The 20,943-nt window shown below is 63.4% G+C and carries 13 protein-coding genes, 1 tRNA gene and 1 other RNA gene; 14 read left to right on the forward strand and 1 reads right to left on the reverse strand.

The features are described 5' to 3' along the window. Nucleotides 1-60 precede the first annotated feature (60 nt). From ffs to LH20_RS07415, 9 genes are all read left to right on the forward strand, one after another. Nucleotides 61-158: signal recognition particle sRNA small type (gene ffs / locus LH20_RS22850), an RNA gene on the forward strand. A gap of 43 nt (nucleotides 159-201) precedes the next feature. Beyond that, on the forward strand, nucleotides 202-1,908 hold the full coding sequence (locus tag LH20_RS07380) for a DNA polymerase III subunit gamma/tau (protein WP_083455341.1): 1,707 nt from the start codon (nucleotides 202-204) through the stop codon (nucleotides 1,906-1,908). Then, nucleotides 1,905-2,240 (forward strand): YbaB/EbfC family nucleoid-associated protein, encoded by a 336-nt coding sequence (locus LH20_RS07385; protein ID WP_053553657.1) that lies wholly within the window; start codon nucleotides 1,905-1,907, stop codon nucleotides 2,238-2,240. Before LH20_RS07380 ends, LH20_RS07385 begins: the two co-directional genes overlap by 4 nt. 174 nt (nucleotides 2,241-2,414) lie before the next feature. Further along, entirely contained in the window at nucleotides 2,415-4,811 is a 2,397-nt protein-coding gene (gene lon / locus LH20_RS07390; RefSeq protein ID WP_053553658.1) for an endopeptidase La, read from the forward strand. 170 nt (nucleotides 4,812-4,981) lie between these two features. Further along, nucleotides 4,982-5,254, forward strand: a complete 273-nt coding sequence (locus LH20_RS07395) for an HU family DNA-binding protein (RefSeq protein ID WP_053553659.1) — start codon at nucleotides 4,982-4,984, stop codon at nucleotides 5,252-5,254. Between the two features lie 160 nt (nucleotides 5,255-5,414). Beyond that, nucleotides 5,415-5,489, forward strand: a tRNA-Val gene (locus tag LH20_RS07400). Between the two features lie 74 nt (nucleotides 5,490-5,563). Further along, nucleotides 5,564-5,878, forward strand: coding sequence for a hypothetical protein (locus LH20_RS07405; RefSeq protein WP_053553660.1), 315 nt, complete (start codon nucleotides 5,564-5,566; stop codon nucleotides 5,876-5,878). A 110-nt stretch (nucleotides 5,879-5,988) separates the two neighbouring features. Then, nucleotides 5,989-6,654: a response regulator transcription factor gene (locus tag LH20_RS07410; RefSeq protein ID WP_053553661.1), complete on the forward strand. Its 666-nt coding sequence runs from the start codon at nucleotides 5,989-5,991 to the stop codon at nucleotides 6,652-6,654. A 116-nt stretch (nucleotides 6,655-6,770) separates the two neighbouring features. Further along, complete coding sequence (locus tag LH20_RS07415; RefSeq protein ID WP_053556157.1) at nucleotides 6,771-8,075, forward strand: sensor histidine kinase; 1,305 nt, start codon at nucleotides 6,771-6,773, stop codon at nucleotides 8,073-8,075. Nucleotides 8,076-8,166: 91 nt separating this feature from the next. On the opposite strand, the gene LH20_RS07420 is transcribed toward LH20_RS07415, so the two are convergent. Further along, nucleotides 8,167-9,000, reverse strand: coding sequence for a hypothetical protein (locus tag LH20_RS07420; RefSeq protein WP_200905448.1), 834 nt, complete (start codon nucleotides 8,998-9,000; stop codon nucleotides 8,167-8,169). Between the two features lie 312 nt (nucleotides 9,001-9,312). Here LH20_RS07420 and LH20_RS07425 point away from each other — a divergent pair, with 312 nt between their 5' ends. From LH20_RS07425 to LH20_RS07440, 5 genes are all read left to right on the forward strand, one after another. Then, nucleotides 9,313-10,338: an integrase core domain-containing protein gene (locus LH20_RS07425; protein WP_053553662.1), complete on the forward strand. Its 1,026-nt coding sequence runs from the start codon at nucleotides 9,313-9,315 to the stop codon at nucleotides 10,336-10,338. A gap of 221 nt (nucleotides 10,339-10,559) precedes the next feature. Further along, nucleotides 10,560-14,738, forward strand: a complete 4,179-nt coding sequence (gene rpoB / locus LH20_RS07430; RefSeq protein ID WP_053553663.1) for a DNA-directed RNA polymerase subunit beta — start codon at nucleotides 10,560-10,562, stop codon at nucleotides 14,736-14,738. A gap of 54 nt (nucleotides 14,739-14,792) precedes the next feature. Then, nucleotides 14,793-19,076, forward strand: coding sequence for a DNA-directed RNA polymerase subunit beta' (gene rpoC / locus LH20_RS07435; RefSeq protein WP_053553664.1), 4,284 nt, complete (start codon nucleotides 14,793-14,795; stop codon nucleotides 19,074-19,076). Between the two features lie 66 nt (nucleotides 19,077-19,142). Beyond that, nucleotides 19,143-19,424 (forward strand): hypothetical protein, encoded by a 282-nt coding sequence (locus tag LH20_RS23480; RefSeq protein ID WP_158501117.1) that lies wholly within the window; start codon nucleotides 19,143-19,145, stop codon nucleotides 19,422-19,424. Between the two features lie 105 nt (nucleotides 19,425-19,529). Continuing rightward, a complete protein-coding gene (locus tag LH20_RS07440; protein ID WP_235527148.1) occupies nucleotides 19,530-20,774 on the forward strand; it encodes a hypothetical protein in 1,245 nt (414 codons plus the stop codon). Nucleotides 20,775-20,943: the final 169 nt, after the last annotated feature.

Raw genomic sequence — 20,943 nt, forward strand, 5'->3', positions numbered from 1 at the left:
CGCTGGCGCGAGCGGCGAGCGTGCCAGCTTGCAATTCCTGCCTGGCCTCGCCATATGCGCCGCGGGAGTCGGGCGGACGCAGTCTTCGCCAACCCGGTCAGGTCCGGAAGGAAGCAGCCGCAACGAATTCGCTGCGGGTCGTTCCGGCTCCCACCCATTTCCCCCTTCGACAAGATGGCGCGCCGCCCCTAAGACGGGGCCATGGACGATTCCGCCGACGACGACACGCCGATGCTGGGCATGGACCTGCCGGAGACGCCTGCGCCCGCGGCGTCGAGCGGCCCCTACCGGGTCCTCGCCCGCAAATATCGCCCGCAGACCTTCGCCGAGTTGATCGGACAGGAAGCGATGGTGAAGACGCTGGGCAATGCGATCGCGCGCGACCGGCTGGCTCATGCCTTCTTGATGACCGGGGTGCGCGGAGTCGGCAAGACCTCGACCGCGCGGCTCATCGCCAAGGCATTGAACTGCATTGGTCCCGACGGTCAGGGCGGGCCGACAATCGACCCTTGCGGGGTATGCGAGCCGTGCCGTGCGATCACCGAGGGGCGCCATATAGACGTGATCGAGATGGACGCCGCGTCCAACACGGGCGTCGATGATGTGCGCGAGATCATCGAGGCTGTGCGCTATGCCGCCGTCTCGGCGCGCTACAAGATCTACATCATCGACGAAGTGCATATGTTGTCGCGTAACGCCTTCAATGCGCTTTTGAAAACGCTCGAAGAGCCGCCGCCGCACGTCAAGTTCCTCTTCGCGACGACCGAGGTCAACAAAGTGCCCGTGACGGTGCTTTCGCGGTGCCAGCGCTTCGATCTTCGCCGCATCACTCCCGACATGCTTTTTGCGCATTTCAGCACAATCCTGCAAAAGGAAGGCGTCGAGGCCGAGGCCCCCGCAATCTGGCTTATCGCGAGCGCCGCCGAGGGATCGGTGCGCGATGGTCTTTCAATTCTCGACCAGGCTATCGCCCATGCCGACCTCGATGGCGGCGGCACGATCACCGCCGATCAGGTGCGTGCGATGCTCGGTCTGTCCGATCGCTCGTCGATCGCCCAGTTGATGGCGGCGATATTGGAAGGCGAAGCCGGCGGGGCGATCGACCTCGCGCGCGCTCAATATGCCTTGGGGATCGAGCCTGTCGCGATGGTGCGCGGCCTGATGGACCTTGTCCACGCGATCACGCTCGCCAAAGTCTCACGCCACAACGATCCCGCGCTCGCTGCCGCGGACCGCGAGCGGATCGGGGATTGGGCAGAAAAGCTCGGCTTTGCGCCGCTCAACCGGCTTTGGCAGCTCCTGCTCAAGGGGCATGAGGAGGTGCTGCGCGCCAACAATCCGCTCGAGCATCTCGAAATGCTGCTGCTGCGCGTGATCTATGCCGCGTCGATGCCGGATCCGGGCGAACTTGCAAAGCTGCTCGAATCGGGCGGTCTCTCGGCACTGGCCCAAACGACGCCCGCGCCGCCGGCGGGACAGGAGCGGGCAGAAGCACCTGCCGCCGCCGAGGCGCCGCATGCCGAGGCGCCTCCCTCCGCATTGACGATAGCGCAAATTCATCAGCTTCTGGAAAGCAAGGGAAATCATCGTCTTGCGGGGCTTGTCTATGACCATCTCAAGTTGATCGAACTCGAGCCTGGCCGGCTGATTTTCGCGCCCGCGCCAGCGCTCGGCGAGGCCTTTGCCCGCGATCTTGGCGACGCCCTGTTTGCGGCGACAGGAACGCGCTGGCAGGTGGGCCCGGGCGAAGGCGCGGCACGGCCGAGTCTCGGAGATGTCGAGCAGGCGAAGATCGCGGATAATGAAGCGCGCATCCGCGAACTGCCCGTGGTGAAGGCCGCCCTGGCGGCTTTTCCCGACGCAAGGCTTGAACCGCCCGAAGACAATCGCCATAGGTCGAGCCCATGAAGTCGATCGAAGAAATGATGAAGGCGGCGCAGGAAGCCGCCGCTACGGTGCAGGCGCAGATGCAGGAGGCGCAGGCGAAGCTCGATAGCGTCGAAGTCGAAGGCGTCTCGGGCGGGGGTCTTGTACGGATCCTCGCGAGCGCCAAAGGCCGCATCAAGTCGATCCGTATCGACGATAGCCTGATGGTCCCTTCCGAAAAGCAGATGCTGGAGGACCTGCTCGCCGCTGCGTTCAATGACGCGCGCGAAAAGGCCGACCAGGCAAGCAACGAGGAAATGGGCAAGATGACCAGTGGCTTGCCGCTCCCGCCCGGGTTCAAGCTGCCGTTCTGAAGTCGTGAGCGTTGGTAGCGCCAATCCGACCGGCAGGCTGGCTGCTCGGGCGAGGGGTGAGCGAACCCCTGTTCAGCCTGGCGTCATTGAACCTGAAGCAAGTTACGCCATATTAGGGCGGATAATCTTACAAACGGACGGCATGCCGGTTCGCGCCGCCGCCCAGGAGCCACAATGACGCAATCTTTCCCCCTGTTGCCACTGCGTGACATCGTCGTTTTTCCGCACATGATCGTGCCGCTGTTCGTGGGCCGCGACCGCTCGGTCGCAGCGCTCGAAGTGGCGATGGAAGCCGACAAGGAAATCTTCCTCGTTGCTCAGCTTGATCCCGGCGAAGACGACCCGCAGCGCGACGATTTGTACGACGTCGGGGTGATCGCGACCGTCCTGCAGCTCTTGAAGCTGCCCGACGGCACTGTGCGCGTGCTTGTCGAAGGCAAGGAGCGCGCGAAACTCGCCTCGCTTTCTGCCGAAGACAAAGCGGTAATGGCGCACGTGACGCCGATTGCCGACACCCCCGACGACAGCGTCGACACCGCCGCCCTGATGCGTTCGGTCGTCGAGCAGTTCGAAAATTATGCCAAGCTCAACAAGAAGATGCCCGCCGAAACCGCGGTGCAGCTTTCGCAGATTGACGATGCTTCCCGTCTTGCGGACTCGGTCGCGGGCAACCTCAACATCAAGGTCGCCGACAAGCAGGCACTGCTCGTTGAAGATGCGCCCGCCAAGCGGCTTGAGATGGTCTTCGCTTTCATGGAGGGCGAGCTTGGCGTTCTGCAAGTCGAGAAGAAGATTCGCGGCCGCGTGAAGCGGCAGATGGAGAAGAGCCAGCGCGAATATTATCTGAACGAGCAGCTGAAGGCGATCCAGCGCGAGCTTGGAAACGACAATGGCGACGGCGGGGATGATCTTGCCGAGCTGCAGGCGAAGATCGACAAGCTCAAATTGTCGAAGGAAGCGCGCGCCAAGGCCGAAACCGAGCTCAAGAAACTGCGCTCGATGGCGCCGATGTCCGCCGAGGCGACCGTCGTGCGCAACTATCTCGACACGCTCCTCGGGCTTCCCTGGGGCAAGAAGTCCAAGCTCAAGAAGGACATCGCGACCGCACAGGCGGTTCTCGACGACGACCATTATGCGCTCGAGAAGGTCAAGGACCGGATTGTCGAATATCTCGCGGTTCAGGCGCGTACCAACAAGCTGAAGGGGCCGATCCTCTGCCTCGTCGGCCCGCCGGGCGTCGGCAAGACTTCGCTTGGCCGTTCGATCGCGAAAGCGACGGGCCGCGAGTTCGTGCGCCAGTCGCTTGGAGGCGTGCGCGACGAGGCCGAGATCCGCGGGCACCGCCGCACCTATATCGGCTCCTTGCCGGGCAAGATCGTGACCAACCTCAAAAAGGCCGGCACGATGAACCCGCTGTTCCTGCTCGACGAGATCGACAAGCTTGGCCAGGATTTCCGCGGCGACCCCGCCTCGGCGCTGCTCGAAGTGCTCGATCCGGAGCAGAATGCGAAGTTCCAGGACCATTATCTCGAGATTGACGTCGACCTTTCCGACGTGATGTTCGTGACGACGGCCAACTCGCTCAACCTGCCGCAGCCCTTGCTCGACCGCATGGAGATCATCCGCCTTGAAGGCTATACCGAGGATGAAAAGGTCGAGATTGCAAAGCGCCACCTGATCGCAAAGCAGATCGAGGCGCACGGGCTGAAGCCGGGCGAGTTCGAGCTCACCGAAGAGGGGCTGCGCGATCTCATACGCTATTATACCCGCGAGGCGGGCGTGCGGACGCTCGAGCGCGAGATTGCGCGCCTTGCGCGCAAGGCGCTGCGCAAGATTCTCGAAGGCAAGGCGCAGAGCGTGACGATAACGCCCGAGAATCTTTCCGAATTCTCGGGCGTGCGCAAGTTCCGCCACGGCGTCGGGGACCGTGAGGATCAGGTCGGTGCGGTCACCGGGCTTGCCTGGACTGAAGTCGGCGGCGAGCTCCTGACGATCGAGGCGGTCACCGCCGCCGGCAAGGGCCAGGTACGCACGACCGGGAAGCTTGGCGAGGTCATGACCGAATCGGTGCAGGCGGCGCTCTCCTTCGTGAAGGCGCGCGCCCCGGCTTACGGCATCAAGCCGAGCCTTTTTGCGCGCAAGGATATCCACATCCACCTGCCCGAAGGCGCGGTTCCCAAGGACGGTCCCTCGGCCGGGGTCGGCATGGTGACGGCCATGGTTTCGACGCTGACCGGTATCGCCGTGCGCAAGGATGTGGCGATGACGGGCGAAGTCACGCTGCGCGGACGCGTGCTCGCGATCGGCGGCCTCAAGGAGAAGCTGCTGGCGGCGCTTCGCGGCGGGATCACAACGGTCCTCATTCCCGAGGAAAATGAAAAGGATCTGGTCGAGATCCCGGCGAATATCACGAGCCAGCTCAAGATCATCCCGGTGTCCCACGTCGACCAGGTGCTTGCCGAGGCGCTGGTATCACCAGTGGAACCCATCGAGTGGACGGAAGCCGACGAGCTGGCGGCATCTCCGCCGCACGGTTCGGGGGCCGACCCCGAAACGGCGATTCGACACTGACCGGGACGGCCCGGCGATCGCTGCCGGGCCGTCTTTTCACCGCAAAAACGTCATTTTATGACGTTTCCCGCCATTTTTTGCTTTGACAAGCCGGGGTCAAACAGCGTTAGTGGCGCGCCATGGCCCGGCCATGAATCACTTATCCAACCACACACAGGGGTTCCTTAGGCATGAACAAACAAGACCTGATCGCCACCGTCGCTGACTCGAGCGGCCTCACCAAGGGTGACGCGAGCAAGGCGGTTGAAGCCGTTTTCGACGCGGTCACTGCGACCCTGAAGAAGGGCGGCGAAGTCCGTCTGGTCGGTTTCGGGACGTTCTCGGTCAGCAAGCGCAAGGCGTCGACCGGCCGCAACCCGCGCACCGGCGAAACGATGACCATCGCGGCGTCGAACCAGCCGAAGTTCAAGGCCGGCAAGGCTCTCAAGGACGCCTGCAACTAAGTTGCCGGTGCCTTCTGGCGAATGACATTCGGGCCGCGGCGTCAAGCCGCGGCCCGACTTGCATCCGATTGAGGCTAGCATGCAAATCGCCGTTGCAATCATCGCCGCAACGGTTATGGACGTCCCGCTTTCGGATGTCCGCCTTGATCGGAGCCGGGACGGGCGCGTAGCTCAGTGGTAGAGCACACCCTTCACACGGGTGGGGTCGCAAGTTCAATCCTTGCCGCGCCCACCATGATCCCGAAGGCCGTACGGCCGCCGAACGGATCATTCATCGCCTATTCAATGCGCTTGCCTTAGGACGGGGCCATGATCCGCGCTTTGACCATCCCGCTTGCGTTCGCGCTGCTCCTCGCCACCGGGGCGCCTGCCGCTGCGCGCGGCGATCGTGACCGCGATCAGGCGCATCTGCGCGAGGCGGCAGCGCAAGGGCAGGTCATCCCGCTTGGACGGCTGATCGCCGAAGTCCGCTCGCGCCCGCCCTACAATGACATGACCTATCTGGGCGGACCGCAGTTTGACGCGCGGCGCATGATCTATGCGCTGAAATTCATGGACGGTAGTCAGGTGGTCGTTGTCTATGTCGATGCGCGCACCGGCCGGATCGTGGGGCGGAAGCCCTGACGATCCGTTGCCCACGAATCGCGCAACGACATTTTGCGATGATCGTTCCGACTTGATAGAGACGAACAGACGGACCGGCGCGTCGCCGGCCGCGGTTGAAAGGCGCCTGAATGCGGATTTTGATTGTCGAGGACGAGCCCACGCTGGGGCCGCAGCTCAAGGCCACGCTCGAAGGCAACGGCTATGCGGTCGATCTCGCTACCGATGGCGAGGACGGCCATTTCCTGGGATCGACCGAGGACTATGACGCGGCGATTCTCGACCTTGGTCTGCCCGAGATCGACGGGCTGACCGTGCTCGACCGCTGGCGCAAGGAAAAGCGCAATTTCCCCGTGCTGGTCCTGACCGCACGCGACAGCTGGTCGGACAAGGTGGCGGGGCTTGACGCGGGCGCCGACGATTATCTCGCCAAACCGTTTCAGACCGAAGAACTCATTGCTCGGCTGCGTGCGCTCATCCGCCGTGCCTCGGGGAATGCGTCGAGCGAACTGACCGCCGGCAAGGTGCGCCTCGACACGCGCTCGGGCCGCGTCACGCTCGACGGACAGCCGGTCAAACTCACCGCGCAGGAATATAAGCTCCTCTCCTATCTCCTGCATCACAAGGGCAAGGTGGTGTCGCGTACCGAGCTGATCGAGCATATTTATGATCAGGATTTCGATCGCGATTCGAACACGATCGAAGTGTTCGTGACCCGCATCCGCAAGAAGCTGGGCGCGGACATCATCACGACAATTCGCGGTCTCGGCTACCAGCTCGACGACCCGCAGAACTGACGCGGCGCGCGCGCATGGCCGAAGCCCGCGTCGCCCCGGTGGTCGAGACGGACCCGGATGCGGCGGGTAAACCGCAGGCGCTGAGGAGCCGGATCACCGGCTCGCTCGCGCGCCGGATGATTGCGATCGCGGCGCTCTGGATCTCGGTGCTTCTTCTCGGCGGCGGCTTTGCCCTCGACCGGGTGCTCACCGGGGCGATCACCCGCAATTTTGATTCGGGGCTCGAATATGTCCTGATTGCGATGATACGTTCGTCGGAAATCGGTCCCGACGGAGAGGTTCGCCTGATCCAGCCGCTCGGCGACCAGCGCTTTCTTGAACCCTATAGCGGCCTTTACTGGCAAATCAGTGGTGGAGGGCAGGAGCCCTACCCCTCGCGCTCGCTGTGGGAGCGCCGGCTCGCGACATCCGACGCGCACGACGACCAAGAGCTTCACACCTATGACAGCCATCAATTTCCCGGCGAGGAATTGCGCGTGCTCGAGCGCGACGTCGTGCTTCCGGGCAGCAAGACCAGGTGGCGGTTTCAGATTGCGCAGTCGCGCGAGACACTGGACCTCCAGATCCGCGCCGTGCGCGCAACGCTCATCCCGAGCCTGGGGCTGCTCGGACTGGGATTGATCGCGCTTGCAGCGCTCCAGACTTTTTACGGTCTCTGGCCGCTACGCCACATCCGGCGTGCGATTGCCGCGATGCGGGGCGGAGAGAACCGCCGCGTGATCGCGCCGCTGCCGCTTGAGGTGCAGCCGATGGTCGAGGAGCTCAATGCGCTGCTTGCGCACAATGAGAAGCAGGCGGAGGAAGCGCGGCTTCACGCGGGCAACCTCGCGCACGCGCTGAAGACGCCGCTCACCGTGCTCGTCAACAGCGCAACGAGCTCGGACAGCGAACTGGCCGAGACGGTCCGCCGGGAAGCGGCCACGATGCAGCGCCAGGTTGAGCATCACCTTGCGCGCGCCCGCGCGGTCGGGCGCCGCGGCGCTGCGCAGGCGCGGGCTAATGTATGGGAAAGCGTCGAGGGCGTGTCGCGTGCGGTCGGAGCGCTTTACCCCGAGGTGCGGCTCGACGCTGCAGGCGACAAGAGGCTGGTCGCAAGGGTCGAGCGGCAGGATCTCGACGAACTCGTTGGCAATCTTCTCGAAAACGCCGCCAAATATGGGGGCGGCAGCATCTTCGTGACGATCCAGCGCGAAGACGGCATGGCCGAAATACTCGTTGAGGACGACGGCCCTGGCATCTCTCCCGTCGATCGGGTGCGCATCTTCGATCGCGGAGTGCGGCTCGATACGGGCAAGCCAGGCACCGGCCTCGGTCTTGCGATCGTCCGCGACGTCGCCGAAATTTACGGTGGCAGCATCGGACTGGAGGAAAGCGAGGACCTCGGCGGACTGCTGGTGCGCCTGCGGCTTCCAGCGGGATAGGGAGGCGGCGGCTTCGCGCTTTCGCTGCGACTGGCATGAAAAAGGGCGCGACGCATTTGCCTCGCGCCCCTTTTGTCAAAGCCCAATGAGCTTAATTGGCCTGACGGCTTTCTGGCTCACCTTCCTCGGCCGGAGCCGCATCGGCGGTTTGCGGAGCTTCAGCGCCCGTCACCTGGGCAACGGCGGCTGCGAACTGTTCGGCGGTGTAGGCAGCGCTAAGGCCGCTGGGCCCCATGTTGAAGGCGCTCCTGGGCAGCGCGACGTCACCGCTCTCCGTCGTGACGACAACATTCTGGGCATCGAACGACTTCACCGTGCCGAGCACTGCCGTACCTTCAAGGCCGCGCACCTCGGCGCCAGGCGTGAGCGCGGCGGCGACCGCGGCGTCGTCCGCCGCTGAAGCCTGGCTCGCCTGCTGCATCGCGGCGGCAAACTGTTCGGCAGTGAAACTGCTCTGCAGTCCGCTCTGGCCGACGAAGAAGGCACTCTTGGGCACTTTGACGTCCCCTGACGGGGTCGTCACCACGACGCCCGATGCGTCGGCAAGCTTGACCGTGCCCAAAACGGCTGATCCGTTAGCGCTGCGCACTTCGGCACCGGGCTTGAGTGCGGCTTCGAGCGCCTGCGCGTTCGCGGCCGCTGCCTGGTCGATCGCAGCGCTGAGCTGCGCGACGGTAATGGTGATCGCCGGGCCCTTCTCACCCTTGGCAAACGCGTTCTTGGGGAGGGTCACCGGCTTCTCGTTCAGCGTCACGACGACATTGTCGCCCGCATCGCTCGCGATCGGACCGATGGCTGCGCCTTCGCTATCATATACGATGGTACCGGGGGTAAGATCAGGTCCGCTCGCGGCCGCCGCAGGCGCGTCCTGCGCCATGGCCGGCGCACCGGCGGCAAGCGCGGTACTGAGGAAAAGGGTCGTCACTAAAGCGATCTTTCGCATCGCGTTGTCTCTCCTTGAGAATTTGATGTTGGAGTCAGGGTCTCAACGCATGGGAGCAGCCGATGACCACGCAATTGCTGCCGAACCGTGTCCTGAGCGGGACGAGTCGTTCCAAATTGGCGCAAATCCTGCTTCCTTGCCTGCGCAAGCGGAAGGGTGGACGCGTGCTTCCTTCCCGCCGCGATGCCACTCCTCGCGTGACCGGGTCCAGACACATTTGAGACGCGAGGCTTGAGAAAGACTCGGGGGTCTTCGAAGCTGAGGTTGCAACACACCAGCTGAAGGAGACCCCCGATGCAAGTATTTCACCTGCCAGGCCGCGTTAGCAGAACCGCCCAGTTGATGTCTCGCCTGATCGGCGCGAAAGCCCCCGATAGCGAAGCGGCGATCAGGCGAGACATTGTTCATCGCTGGCGGCAGGCCATCCGCGAAGGGCTCTGCGCCGCTGCCGCGGCGAGGGCCGTGGGTGTCCCGCGCGCAACCCTCTACCGCTGGGAGAAGCGGCCGGAGCCGCTGAGCCGAAGGCCACTGCGGGTGCGCCAGCCGCGCTGGTCGCCAGCACTCGCCGAAGCGGTCGAGGAACTGCGGCTCGACAACCCCATGTGGGGCAAGCGCAAGATCGCCGTGCTGCTCGCCCGCGAAGGCTTCATGACCTCCGTCTCGACGGTCGGGCGCATCCTTCGAAGACTCGTCGCCAGAGGAGCAGTCGTCCCCGTGCCCCTGCTGCGCAGAAAACCCGGAGGACGCCGCTTCCGCTACAACAACAAGGAACGACACGCCCGTCGCCTGCCCAAAGGCCTCAGGCCATCGCTCCCAGGCCAGCTGGTCCAGATCGACACGCTCTTCATCAACATCCGACCCGGCAAGGCGATCAAGCACTTCACAGCCTATGATCCCGTCGCAAAGTGGACCCTCGGCAAGGTCGCCGCCAGCGCCACCGCCACCAATGCCACCGCCCTCCTCGACAAGCTCATAGCCGAAGCACCCTTCCCGATCACCGGTATCCAGGTCGACGGCGGCTCCGAGTTCAGGGCTGAGTTCGAGACCGCCTGCCAAATCCGCGGCCTCCCGCTCTTCGTCCTCCCTCCCAAAAGCCCCCAACTCAACGGCGCCGTCGAACGAAACCAGGGATGCTGGCGATACGAGTTCTACGAATCCTACGACCTGCCCCATCGCATCGACCAACTACAGCCATTCGTCGATGCCTTCGCACACCGCTTCAACCACGTCAGGCCACACGAGGCTCTCGACATGAAAACCCCCGCCGAGTACCTCCAGTCCATCAGCTGCGGAAATCTCCAGCAGTCTCATATGTACTGAACCCGGACATCGCGTTGACAGCGCTGCCCCCCAACCCTATATGGCGATCACACCCTTCCGTCCGGGACGGGCCCGATCTTGCGCAGCGGGTTCCACGAATAGGGCGTCGGGGATTTCGAGATGCGTTGAGAAGCTGCGGTAAGCCGGCAACGGTTGGTCGCGGCCTTTTTGCGTCTCTATGGCGCTCGCGATTTGATTTTTTTGAGGCGAGACAATCACATATGGCGACCAAGGCGACATCGGTGGGCACGGCCCTCGAAGCAACCGCTAGCAAGCGTATCCGCAAGCTGTTTGGCAATATCCACGAAGCGGTGGAAATGCCCAACCTCATCGAGGTGCAGCGCGAATCCTATGAGCAGTTCCTGCGCTCCGACCCCTCGGTCGGCTACGTGTCGGGTCTCGAGAAGACGCTCCGCAGCGTATTCCCGATCCGTGACTTCGCCGGCACCGCCGAGCTCGACTTCGTCCACTATGAACTCGAAGACCCGAAATATGACGTCGAGGAGTGCCGCCAGCGCGGTATCACCTATGCGGCGCCGATGAAGGTGACGCTGCGCCTGATCGTCTTTGAAGTCGACAGCGAAACCGACACCCGCTCGGTGCTCGATATCAAGGAGCAGGACGTCTACATGGGCGACATGCCGCTCATGACCGAGAACGGCACCTTCTTCGTCAACGGAACCGAGCGCGTTATCGTGTCGCAGATGCACCGTTCGCCGGGTGTGCTCTTCGACCATGACCGCGGCAAGACCCACTCTTCGGGCAAGTTCCTGTTCGCCGCGCGCGTCATCCCTTATCGCGGTTCGTGGCTCGACTTCGAATTCGACGCCAAGGACATCGTCAATGTCCGCATCGACCGCAAGCGCAAGCTGCCGGTTACGAGCCTCCTCTATGCGCTCGGCATGTCGGGCGAGGAAATCCTCAATCACTTCTACGACCGCCTCGTCTTCGAGCGCGCCGAGAATGGCTGGAAGGTTCCCTTCGTCGTCGAAAACTGGCGTGGCTCGAAGCCCGCATTCGACGTGGTCGATGCCAAGACCGGCGAAGTCGTCTTCGCGGCAGGGCACAAGATCAGTCCGCGCCTTGCCAACAAGGCCGCGAAGGACGGGCTCGACACGCTCCTCATCCCGACCGAGGAAATCTTCGGCCGCTATTCGGCCTATGACCTCATCAACGAAGCAACCGGCGAGATCTACATCGAGGCGGGCGACGAGGTGACCGCCGAAAATCTCGAGAAGCTCGACGCTGCGGGCATCGACAAGCTCGTGCTGCTCGACATCGACCACAACAACACCGGTCCCTGGATCCGCAACACGCTGAAGGCCGACAAGGCCGAGGACCGCGATCAGGCGCTGAGCGATATCTATCGCGTGATGCGCCCCGGCGAGCCGCCGACGCGCGAAACCGCCGAAGCGCTGTTCGCGGGTCTCTTCTTCGATCCCGAGCGTTACGACCTTTCAGCCGTTGGCCGCGTCAAGCTCAACATGCGCCTTGGTCTCGATGCCGAGGACACGGTCACCACGCTTCGCGCCGAGGATATCCTCGCCGTGGTCAAGGAGCTGGTGAACCTCAAGGACGGCAAGGGCGAGATCGACGACATCGACAATCTCGGCAACCGCCGCGTTCGTTCGGTCGGCGAGCTGCTTGAAAACCAGTATCGCGTCGGCCTGCTGCGCATGGAGCGCGCGGTGAAGGAGCGCATGAGCTCGGTCGACGTGTCGACCGTCATGCCGAACGACCTCATCAACGCCAAGCCTGCGGTTGCCGCGGTGCGCGAGTTCTTCGGTTCGTCGCAGCTCTCGCAGTTCATGGACCAGACGAATCCGCTCTCGGAAGTCACCCACAAGCGCCGCGTCTCGGCGCTCGGGCCGGGCGGTCTGACCCGCGAGCGCGCTGGCTTCGAAGTCCGCGACGTTCACCCGACGCACTATGGCCGTATCTGTCCGATCGAGACGCCGGAAGGCCCGAACATCGGTCTGATCAACAGCCTTGCCACCTTCGCGCGCGTCAACAAATATGGCTTCATCGAAACGCCGTACCGCAAGGTCATTGACGGCAAGGTGACCAACGAGGTTGTCTATCTGTCGGCGATGGAGGAGCAGAAGCACACCGTCGCGCAGGCGAACGCCGACCTCAACCCGGACGGCAGCTTCATCGACGAGCTGATCTCGGCGCGTGAAGCCGGCGAGTTCCTGATGGCGCCGCGCGACCAGATCACGTTGATGGACGTGTCGCCAAAGCAGCTTGTTTCGGTTGCGGCCTCGCTGATCCCGTTCCTCGAGAACGACGACGCCAACCGCGCGCTCATGGGATCGAACATGCAGCGTCAGGCAGTCCCGCTGCTTCGCGCCGAGGCTCCGGTCGTCGGTACGGGCATGGAAGGCACCGTCGCGCGCGATTCGGGCGCGGCGATCGCGGCGCGCCGCGGCGGCGTGATCGACCAGGTCGACGCGACCCGTATCGTGATCCGCGCCACCGACATGGTCGAGCCGGGCAGGTCGGGCGTCGACATCTATCGCCTGCAGAAGTTCCAGCGCTCGAACCAGAACACCTGTATCAACCAGCGTCCGCTGGTAAAGGTGGGCGACATCGTGCGCGCCGGCGACATCATCGCCGACGGCCCGTCGACCGAGCTTGGCGAACTGGCGCTCGGCAAGAATGTGCTCGTCGCGTTCATGCCGTGGAACGGTTACAACTATGAGGACTCGATCCTCATCTCCGAGCGTATCGTGAAGGATGACGTCTTCACCTCGATCCACATCGAGGAATTCGAGGTCACCGCGCGCGACACGCGCCTTGGTCCTGAGGACATCACCCGCGACATTCCGAACGTCGGCGAGGAGGCGCTGCGCAACCTCGACGAGGCGGGCATCGTCTATATCGGCGCCGAAGTCGGTCCCGGCGACATTCTCGCCGGCAAGATCACCCCCAAGGGTGAATCGCCGATGACGCCCGAAGAAAAGCTGCTCCGCGCGATCTTCGGTGAAAAGGCAAGCGATGTGCGCGACACCTCGCTCCGCCTGCCCCCGGGCGTCTCGGGCACCGTCGTCGAGGTTCGCGTCTTCAACCGTCACGGTATCGACAAGGACGAGCGCGCCATCGCGATCGAACGCGAAGAGATCGAGCGTCTGAAGCAGGACGCCGACGACGAGCGCGCGATCCTCAACCGCGCGACCTTCTCGAGCCTCAAGGACCTTCTGATCGGTCAGACGACCAGCGCGGTCCCGAAGGGTCTGAAGAAGGGCGACGTGGTCACCGAGGAGATGCTGACGGGTCTCGACCGCGCCGACTGGTGGAAGCTCGCCGTTGTCGACGACAAGGCGCAGACCGCGCTCGAGGCGATCAAGGCGCAGTACGACGACGCGATCAAGCGGATCAACGCGAAGTATGAAGACCGCGTCGAGAAGCTGCAGCGGGGCGACGAGCTCGCGCCGGGCGTGCTCAAGATGGTCAAGGTCTTCGTCGCGGTGAAGCGCAAGCTGCAGCCGGGCGACAAGATGGCCGGCCGTCACGGCAACAAGGGCGTCATCAGCCGCATCCTGCCGAACGAGGACATGCCGTTCCTCGAAGACGGGACGCCGGTCGACATCGTGCTCAATCCGCTGGGTGTGCCCTCGCGCATGAACGTCGGGCAGATCCTCGAGACCCACCTTGGCTGGGCCTCGCGCGGACTTGGACGGCAGGTCACGCAGGCGCTGGAGGATTGGCGCGATGCCAACCCCGACGCGACCGGCGGCCAGATGCCCGAAGCTGTGCGCGAGACGCTCGAACGCGTCTATGGCTCGGAATATGTGGATGACATCCGCTCGCGGGATGCGGACAACATCGTCGAGCTGGCGTCGAACCTGAAGGTCGGCGTGCCCTTCGCGACGCCGGTGTTCGACGGCGCCAAGGAAGCCGATGTGTCGAACATGCTGACGCTGGCGGGTCTCGACTCCTCGGGCCAGTCGGACCTTTATGACGGGCGCACCGGCGACAAGTTCGACCGCAAGGTGACCGTGGGCTACATCTACATGCTGAAGCTCCACCACCTTGTTGACGACAAGATTCACGCGCGCTCGATCGGGCCGTACAGCCTCGTCACCCAGCAGCCGCTGGGCGGTAAGGCGCAGTTCGGTGGCCAGCGCTTCGGGGAAATGGAGGTCTGGGCGCTCCAGGCCTATGGCGCGGCCTATACGCTGCAGGAAATGCTGACGGTGAAGTCCGACGACGTGATCGGCCGCACCAAGGTCTACGAAGCCATCGTCAAGGGCGATGACACGTTCGAGGCCGGCATTCCCGAAAGTTTCAACGTGCTCGTCAAGGAAATGCGCTCGCTGGGGCTCAACGTCGAGCTTTCGTCCTATTCGGACGAAGATCCTGACGAAGGTCCTGAAGCCCTTCCCGAAGCCGCCGAATAAGATTTTTCCTCACCCCTCTCGCCTCTGCGCGGGAGGGGAAGATGGAGCAGATATATGAACCAGCTTACCAACTTCATGAACCCGGTCGCGAAGCCCGAAACCTTCGACATGATCAAGATCGGCATCGCGAGCCCCGAGCGTATCCGCTCCTGGTCGTTCGGCGAGATCAAGAAGCCCGAGACGATCAACTACCGCACGTTCAAGCCCGAGCGTGACGGCCTCTTCTGCGCGCGCATCTTTGGCCCGATCAAGGATTATGAGTGCCTGTGCGGCAAGTATAAGCGCATGAAATACAAGGGCATCGTCTGCGAGAAGTGCGGTGTCGAAGTCACGGTGACCAAGGTTCGCCGCGAGCGCATGGGTCATATCGAGCTCGCTGCGCCGGTTGCGCACATCTGGTTCTTGAAGTCGCTGCCCTCGCGTATCGGCCTGCTGCTCGACATGCAGCTCAAGCAGCTCGAGCGCGTCCTCTATTTCGAGGCCTATATCGTTCTTGAGCCTGGCCTGACCCCGCTCGAGAAGTTCCAGCTCCTGACCGAAGATGAACTGCTCGATGCGCAGGACGAATATGGCGAAGATGCCTTCTCGGCCGGTATCGGCGCCGAGGCGATCCGCGTGCTTCTCGAGAATCTCGATCTCGAACAGGAACGCGTCGACCTCATGGAAGAGCTCGCCACGACCAAGTCGGAGCTCAAGCCCAAGAAGATCATCAAGCGCCTGAAGGTTGTCGAGAGCTTCATCGAATCGGGCAATCGCCCCGAGTGGATGATCCTCGAAGTCGTGCCGGTGATTCCGCCTGAGCTGCGCCCGCTGGTGCCGCTTGATGGCGGCCGCTTCGCGACGTCCGACCTCAACGACCTCTATCGCCGCGTCATCAACCGGAACAATCGCTTGAAGCGGCTAATGGAACTGCGCGCGCCGGACATCATCGTCCGCAACGAGAAGCGCATGCTGCAGGAAGCGGTCGATGCGCTGTTCGACAATGGCCGCCGCGGCCGCACCATCACGGGCGCCAACAAGCGTCCGCTGAAGAGCCTCTCGGACATGCTGAAGGGCAAGCAGGGTCGCTTCCGTCAGAACCTGCTCGGCAAGCGCGTCGACTATTCGGGCCGGTCGGTGATCGTGACCGGTCCCGAACTCAAGCTGCACCAGTGCGGCCTGCCCAAGAAAATGGCGCTCGAACTGTTCAAGCCGTTCATCTACGCGCGCCTTGACGCCAAGGGTCTCTCGATGACCCTCAAGCAGGCGAAAAAGTGGGTCGAAAAGGAACGCAAGGAAGTCTGGGATATCCTCGACGAAGTGATCCGCGAGCACCCGGTCCTCTTGAACCGCGCCCCGACGCTCCACCGCCTCGGCATCCAGGCGTTCGAGCCGGTGCTGATCGAGGGTAAGGCGATCCAGCTTCACCCGCTGGTCTGCGCCGCGTTCAACGCTGACTTCGACGGCGACCAGATGGCGGTCCACGTGCCGCTGAGCCTCGAGGCCCAGCTTGAAGCCCGCGTGCTGATGATGTCGACCAACAACATCCTCAGCCCCGCGAACGGAAAGCCGATCATCGTGCCCTCGCAGGACATGGTGCTCGGTCTTTACTATCTCTCGCTCGAGCGCGAAGGCGAGCCGGGCGAGGGGATGCTGCTTGCCGACATGGCCGAGGTGCACCAGGCGCTCTACACGGGGGCGGTTACGCTGCACTCGAAGATCATCAGCCGCGTCCCGCAGACCGACGAGGATGGCAATGAGTATCTGAAGCGGTTCGAGACCACTCCGGGCCGCATGCTGATCGGTGAATGCCTGCCGAAGTCGCACACCGTACCCTTCGACGTCGTCAACCGCCTTCTCACCAAGAAGGAAATCGGCGACGTGATCGACCAGGTCTATCGTCACACCGGCCAGAAAGAGACCGTTCTGTTTGCCGACGCCATCATGGCGCTGGGCTTCCGCCACGCGTTCAAGGCGGGCATCTCCTTCGGCAAGGATGACATGATCATCCCGGCGTCGAAGGAAAAGCTGGTCGACGAAACCCGCGCGCTCGTGAAGGACTTCGAGCAGCAGTATCAGGATGGTCTGATCACGCAGCAGGAAAAGTACAACAAGGCGATCGACGCCTGGTCGCAGTGCGGCGACAAGGTCGCGAATGCGATGATGGAGGAAATCCGCGCGACGCCGAAGCTCGACGACGGCCGTCTCGCCCCGATCAACTCCATCTACATGATGGCGCACTCGGGTGCGCGTGGTTCGCAGGCCCAGATGAAGCAGCTTGCCGGCATGCGCGGCCTGATGGCCAAGCCGTCGGGCGAAATCATCGAGACGCCGATCATCTCGAACTTCAAGGAGGGCCTGACCGTTCTTGAGTATTTCAACTCGACCCACGGTGCGCGCAAGGGTCTGGCTGACACGGCGCTCAAGACGGCGAACTCGGGTTATCTTACCCGCCGTCTCGTGGACGTGTCGCAGGACTGTGTCGTGATCGAGGATGACTGCGGCACCGAACGCGGCATGGAAATGCGCGCGATCGTTCAGGGCGGTTCGACGATCGCCTCGCTCGGCGAGCGTATCCTCGGCCGCACCACGCTCGAGGACGTCGCCGACAAGGATGGCAATGTCATCGCTCCGGTGGGCACACTGCTCGACGAAGCGATGGTCGCGAAGATCGAGGAAGCCGAAGTTCAGGCCGTCAAGATCCGCAGCCCGCTCGTCTGCGAAGCGACGATGGGGGTCTGCGCCAAATGCTACGGCCGCGACCTTGCACGCGGCACGCCGGTGAACATCGGCGAGGCCGTGGGCGTCATCGCCGCCCAGTCGATCGGTGAGCCCGGCACGCAGCTGACGATGCGGACCTTCCACATCGGCGGCGCGGCGCAGGTCAACGAGCAGTCGAACCTCGAGGCCATCTCGGACGGCACGATCGAATATCGCGACATGGCGACGATTGTCGACCAGCGCGGTCGCCGCTTGGCGCTGTCGCGTTCGGGCGAAATCGCGGTCATCGACAGCGAGGGCCGCGAGCGTGCGACCCACAAGCTGCCCTATGGTGCGCAGATCATGCACAAGGACGGCGAAAAGGTGAAGAAGGGCGACCGGATCGCCGAATGGGATCCGTTCACCATGCCGCTGATCACGGAAAAGAACGGTGTCGTGAAGTATCAGGACCTGATCGATTCCAAGACGCTGATCGAACAGGTCGACGAAGCGACCGGCATCGCGCAGCGCGTCGTGATCGAATATCGTGCGGCTGGCCGCGGCAAGAAGGAAGACCTTCAGCCGCGCCTGACCCTGCTCGACGACGCCTCGGGCGAGGCTGCGCGCTATCTGCTCGCGGTCGGCACGATGCTGTCGGTCGAAGACGGCCAGGAAGTGAAGGCCGGCGACGTTCTTGCCCGTGTCACCCGCGAGGCATCGAAGACGCGCGACATCACCGGCGGTCTGCCGCGTGTGGCCGAGCTCTTTGAAGCGCGCATTCCGAAGGACAACAGCGTCATCGCGAAGATCAGCGGCCGCATTGAATTCGTCAAGGATTACAAGGCGAAGCGCAAGATAGCGATCGTGCCTGAGGAAGGTGATCCGATCGAGTATCTGATTCCCAAGTCAAAGGTCCTGGAAGTGCAGGAAGGCGACTATGTGAAGCGCGGCGACGCGCTGATCTCTGGCTCGCCGAACCCGCACGACATTCTCGATGTCATGGGCGTCGAGGCGCTCGCTGAATATCTCGTCGCGGAAATCCAGGAAGTCTATCGACTCCAGGGCGTGAAGATCAATGACAAGCACATCGAGGTGATCGTTCGCCAGATGCTGCAGAAGGTCGAGATCACCGACGGCGGCGACACCACGCTGCTGCCGGGCGAACAGCTCGATTATCTGGAGATGATGGAGTATAACGCGAAGCTGCCGAAGAATGCCAAGCCCGCCGAAGGGCGCCCGGTTCTCCTCGGCATCACCAAGGCGAGCCTGCAGACGCGCAGCTTCGTCTCGGCCGCGTCCTTCCAGGAAACGACACGCGTCCTCACCGAAGCGTCGGTGCAGGGCAAGGTCGACTCGCTGATGGGCCTCAAGGAAAATGTCATCGTCGGCCGTCTCATCCCGGCGGGCACCGGCGCTGCCATGAACCGCGTCCGCGTCACCGCCTCGTCGAAGGATGCCGCGCTTCGCGCCGCCATGCGCGCCGCGAACCAGGAGCATCTGATCGCGCCGCAGACCGCGGCCGAGGAGCATGAGGCTGAACTCCAGCAGGGACCTGAAGCTGCGATGGGCGACGACCCGCTCGGCGCGGTGCAGGGCGAGGACTTTACGACCGACGACGTGATGGTCGAAGAGCGCCCGGAGGGTGAGAGCGAGGAATAAGCGTCTCGCATCCACGCTCGCGTAAGAAACAAGCCCCGCCGGTCCCTGACCTGGCGGGGCTTTTTCATGTCTGAAATTGGTCTGGCTGCATCCCCGGCATTCACGCATATCGATTTTCAGGGAAATCTGGTCGTCTTCACCGGGCGGCGGGCACCCGGTTTTTCGCCCCCGTTCGCAGAGCTGGAAACCAGCAAGATGGCCATTGCCCCCCGGCGCGCACGTGGGATCGGCTTGCCGGACTTGAAACCCAGGATCGCGAGGGGCGGGCCAAATATTTTCCCGGCAAGTGAGGCCAATATTTGGTGCGACTTGATGTTTACTGCTGCGTCTGGTTGTATGTCCTGGTAACGACATGGAGGGGCATGGACGGTGATCGCCAAAATACTTCGAGACGCCAGACCTGGTCTTGGACGCACGATACCGGGGGTCGCCCTCCTGGGGCTTGTTGGTGCCATGTCCACCTCGGCATGGGCCGTTCCGCTGACCAGCTTCAAGGACCAGGGCGTCGACCATCTCTTCGGCAGCTACGCCCCGCGCGGGGACTGCGCGAAGCAGCCCAGTGTTACCATCGACGAAAAGGGCATGACATTCCGCGCCATCGGGCAGGAGCGAAGGCCGCCTCGCGTCGATTATGCGGTGAGCTTCTGGGGACAGCATTATGAGGGCATCATGGCGGTCTTCTACCCATTTCCGCTGAGCGACAGCGACTTGGGGCGCGTCCTGATGTATGTGAACGACGACGAGCGGCGCGGCGTCATCCGCTTCGAGGCTGACCTGCCGCGCGGGAAGGCGGCAGAGCCCTTCCACGCCGCCTTTACCAATGGCGGTCTCTTCACCCTCTGCGAGGGCAGCGCCCCTGCCAAGGCTTCCCTGCCGGCGCAACCGGCTTCCGCGGCCTCGGTGCAGGGCGTAGCAGCGGAGTGGACCAATCTTGCTGGCCTCGTCGGAAAATTTCCCGGAAGCTACGCCGCGGACAATATCGATATCTTCGATCGGGGAGCGATTGCTGCGGCACTGAAAGCGCTGATGGGTCCCAAGATGCCGATCCTCCAAGCCAATCTTTCGGTCGCGGCGCCGCTCGGGCGCGCCGGCAATATCTATTATCTGACCGGCAATGCCCAGCACCAGGGCGGGGTGGAGCAGGCCTATGTGCTTGTCGATCCCTCCCGCCGGGCGGTCGAAGTGGGACTTTGGGAAAGGGGTAAACTGACGGTCTATTCGCCTGGCAGGGCAGGACGGCTGCCTCTCCCGCCTGCGGTCAGGACCTTGCTCGACAATAGTCCGCCGGAAACCGCCGTACCCTTGCCTGGCACACCGTGGGAAGTGGTGCCGGTCGCGGGACGCGCGCCGCTCGCCTATGTGAGCGCTGCCGCCTCGCCGACGATCGAATCGCTCGGGCTTTATTGCGAGGGCGGGAAGCCGTTCATGGCCTTGCTGCTCAACAAGCCGCTTTCCGGAAGCGCAATGACCTTGTCGTGGAATTTTTCGGGCAGGCTCGTCCATGTTCCGGTACGGCGAGCCAATTCTGAGGGCCGGCAATGGATCGGCGGCATCACGGGGTCGCAGCTCATCCCGCTGCTCATGCAGCAGCGCGGGACAGTGATGCTGCGTATCGACGGACGGCACGAAGGCGAAGCTTCGCTCGCCGGCGCGCCTGCCGTGCTGCGCAGCAGCCTGCGTGGATGCGCTGCACTCTGAGCGGACGCGCTTCTCTTCCCCTGATCCATGACATCGGCGCTTGCTCCGCGAAGACGAAGGCGAGGGGAATAATCGCCCCTTGCAGATGGCGTGATGAGAGGAGCCCCGGCGGAGCGCTCCGGCGGGGCTTCGTTGGATCTGGCGGCAGCTTCGCAGGCCAGAGACCCTG

Source organism: Sphingopyxis sp. 113P3 (genome assembly GCF_001278035.1).
In the GTDB taxonomy this organism is placed as follows: domain Bacteria; phylum Pseudomonadota; class Alphaproteobacteria; order Sphingomonadales; family Sphingomonadaceae; genus Sphingopyxis.

Bases quoted from the DNA above. Each gene is read 5' to 3' on its own strand.
- LH20_RS07395 (WP_053553659.1), top strand. From the start codon at position 4,982: ATGAACAAACAAGACCTGATCGCCACCGTCGCTGACTCGAGCGGCCTC.
- LH20_RS07415 (WP_053556157.1), top strand. From the start codon at position 6,771: ATGATTGCGATCGCGGCGCTCTGGATCTCGGTGCTTCTTCTCGGCGGC.
- rpoC (WP_053553664.1), top strand. From the start codon at position 14,793: ATGAACCAGCTTACCAACTTCATGAACCCGGTCGCGAAGCCCGAAACC.
- LH20_RS07385 (WP_053553657.1), top strand. From the start codon at position 1,905: ATGAAGTCGATCGAAGAAATGATGAAGGCGGCGCAGGAAGCCGCCGCT.
- lon (WP_053553658.1), top strand. From the start codon at position 2,415: ATGACGCAATCTTTCCCCCTGTTGCCACTGCGTGACATCGTCGTTTTT.
- LH20_RS07410 (WP_053553661.1), top strand. From the start codon at position 5,989: ATGCGGATTTTGATTGTCGAGGACGAGCCCACGCTGGGGCCGCAGCTC.
- LH20_RS07380 (WP_083455341.1), top strand. From the start codon at position 202: ATGGACGATTCCGCCGACGACGACACGCCGATGCTGGGCATGGACCTG.
- LH20_RS07425 (WP_053553662.1), top strand. From the start codon at position 9,313: ATGCAAGTATTTCACCTGCCAGGCCGCGTTAGCAGAACCGCCCAGTTG.
- LH20_RS23480 (WP_158501117.1), top strand. From the start codon at position 19,143: ATGTCTGAAATTGGTCTGGCTGCATCCCCGGCATTCACGCATATCGAT.
- LH20_RS07440 (WP_235527148.1), top strand. From the start codon at position 19,530: ATGTCCACCTCGGCATGGGCCGTTCCGCTGACCAGCTTCAAGGACCAG.
- LH20_RS07405 (WP_053553660.1), top strand. From the start codon at position 5,564: ATGATCCGCGCTTTGACCATCCCGCTTGCGTTCGCGCTGCTCCTCGCC.
- rpoB (WP_053553663.1), top strand. From the start codon at position 10,560: ATGGCGACCAAGGCGACATCGGTGGGCACGGCCCTCGAAGCAACCGCT.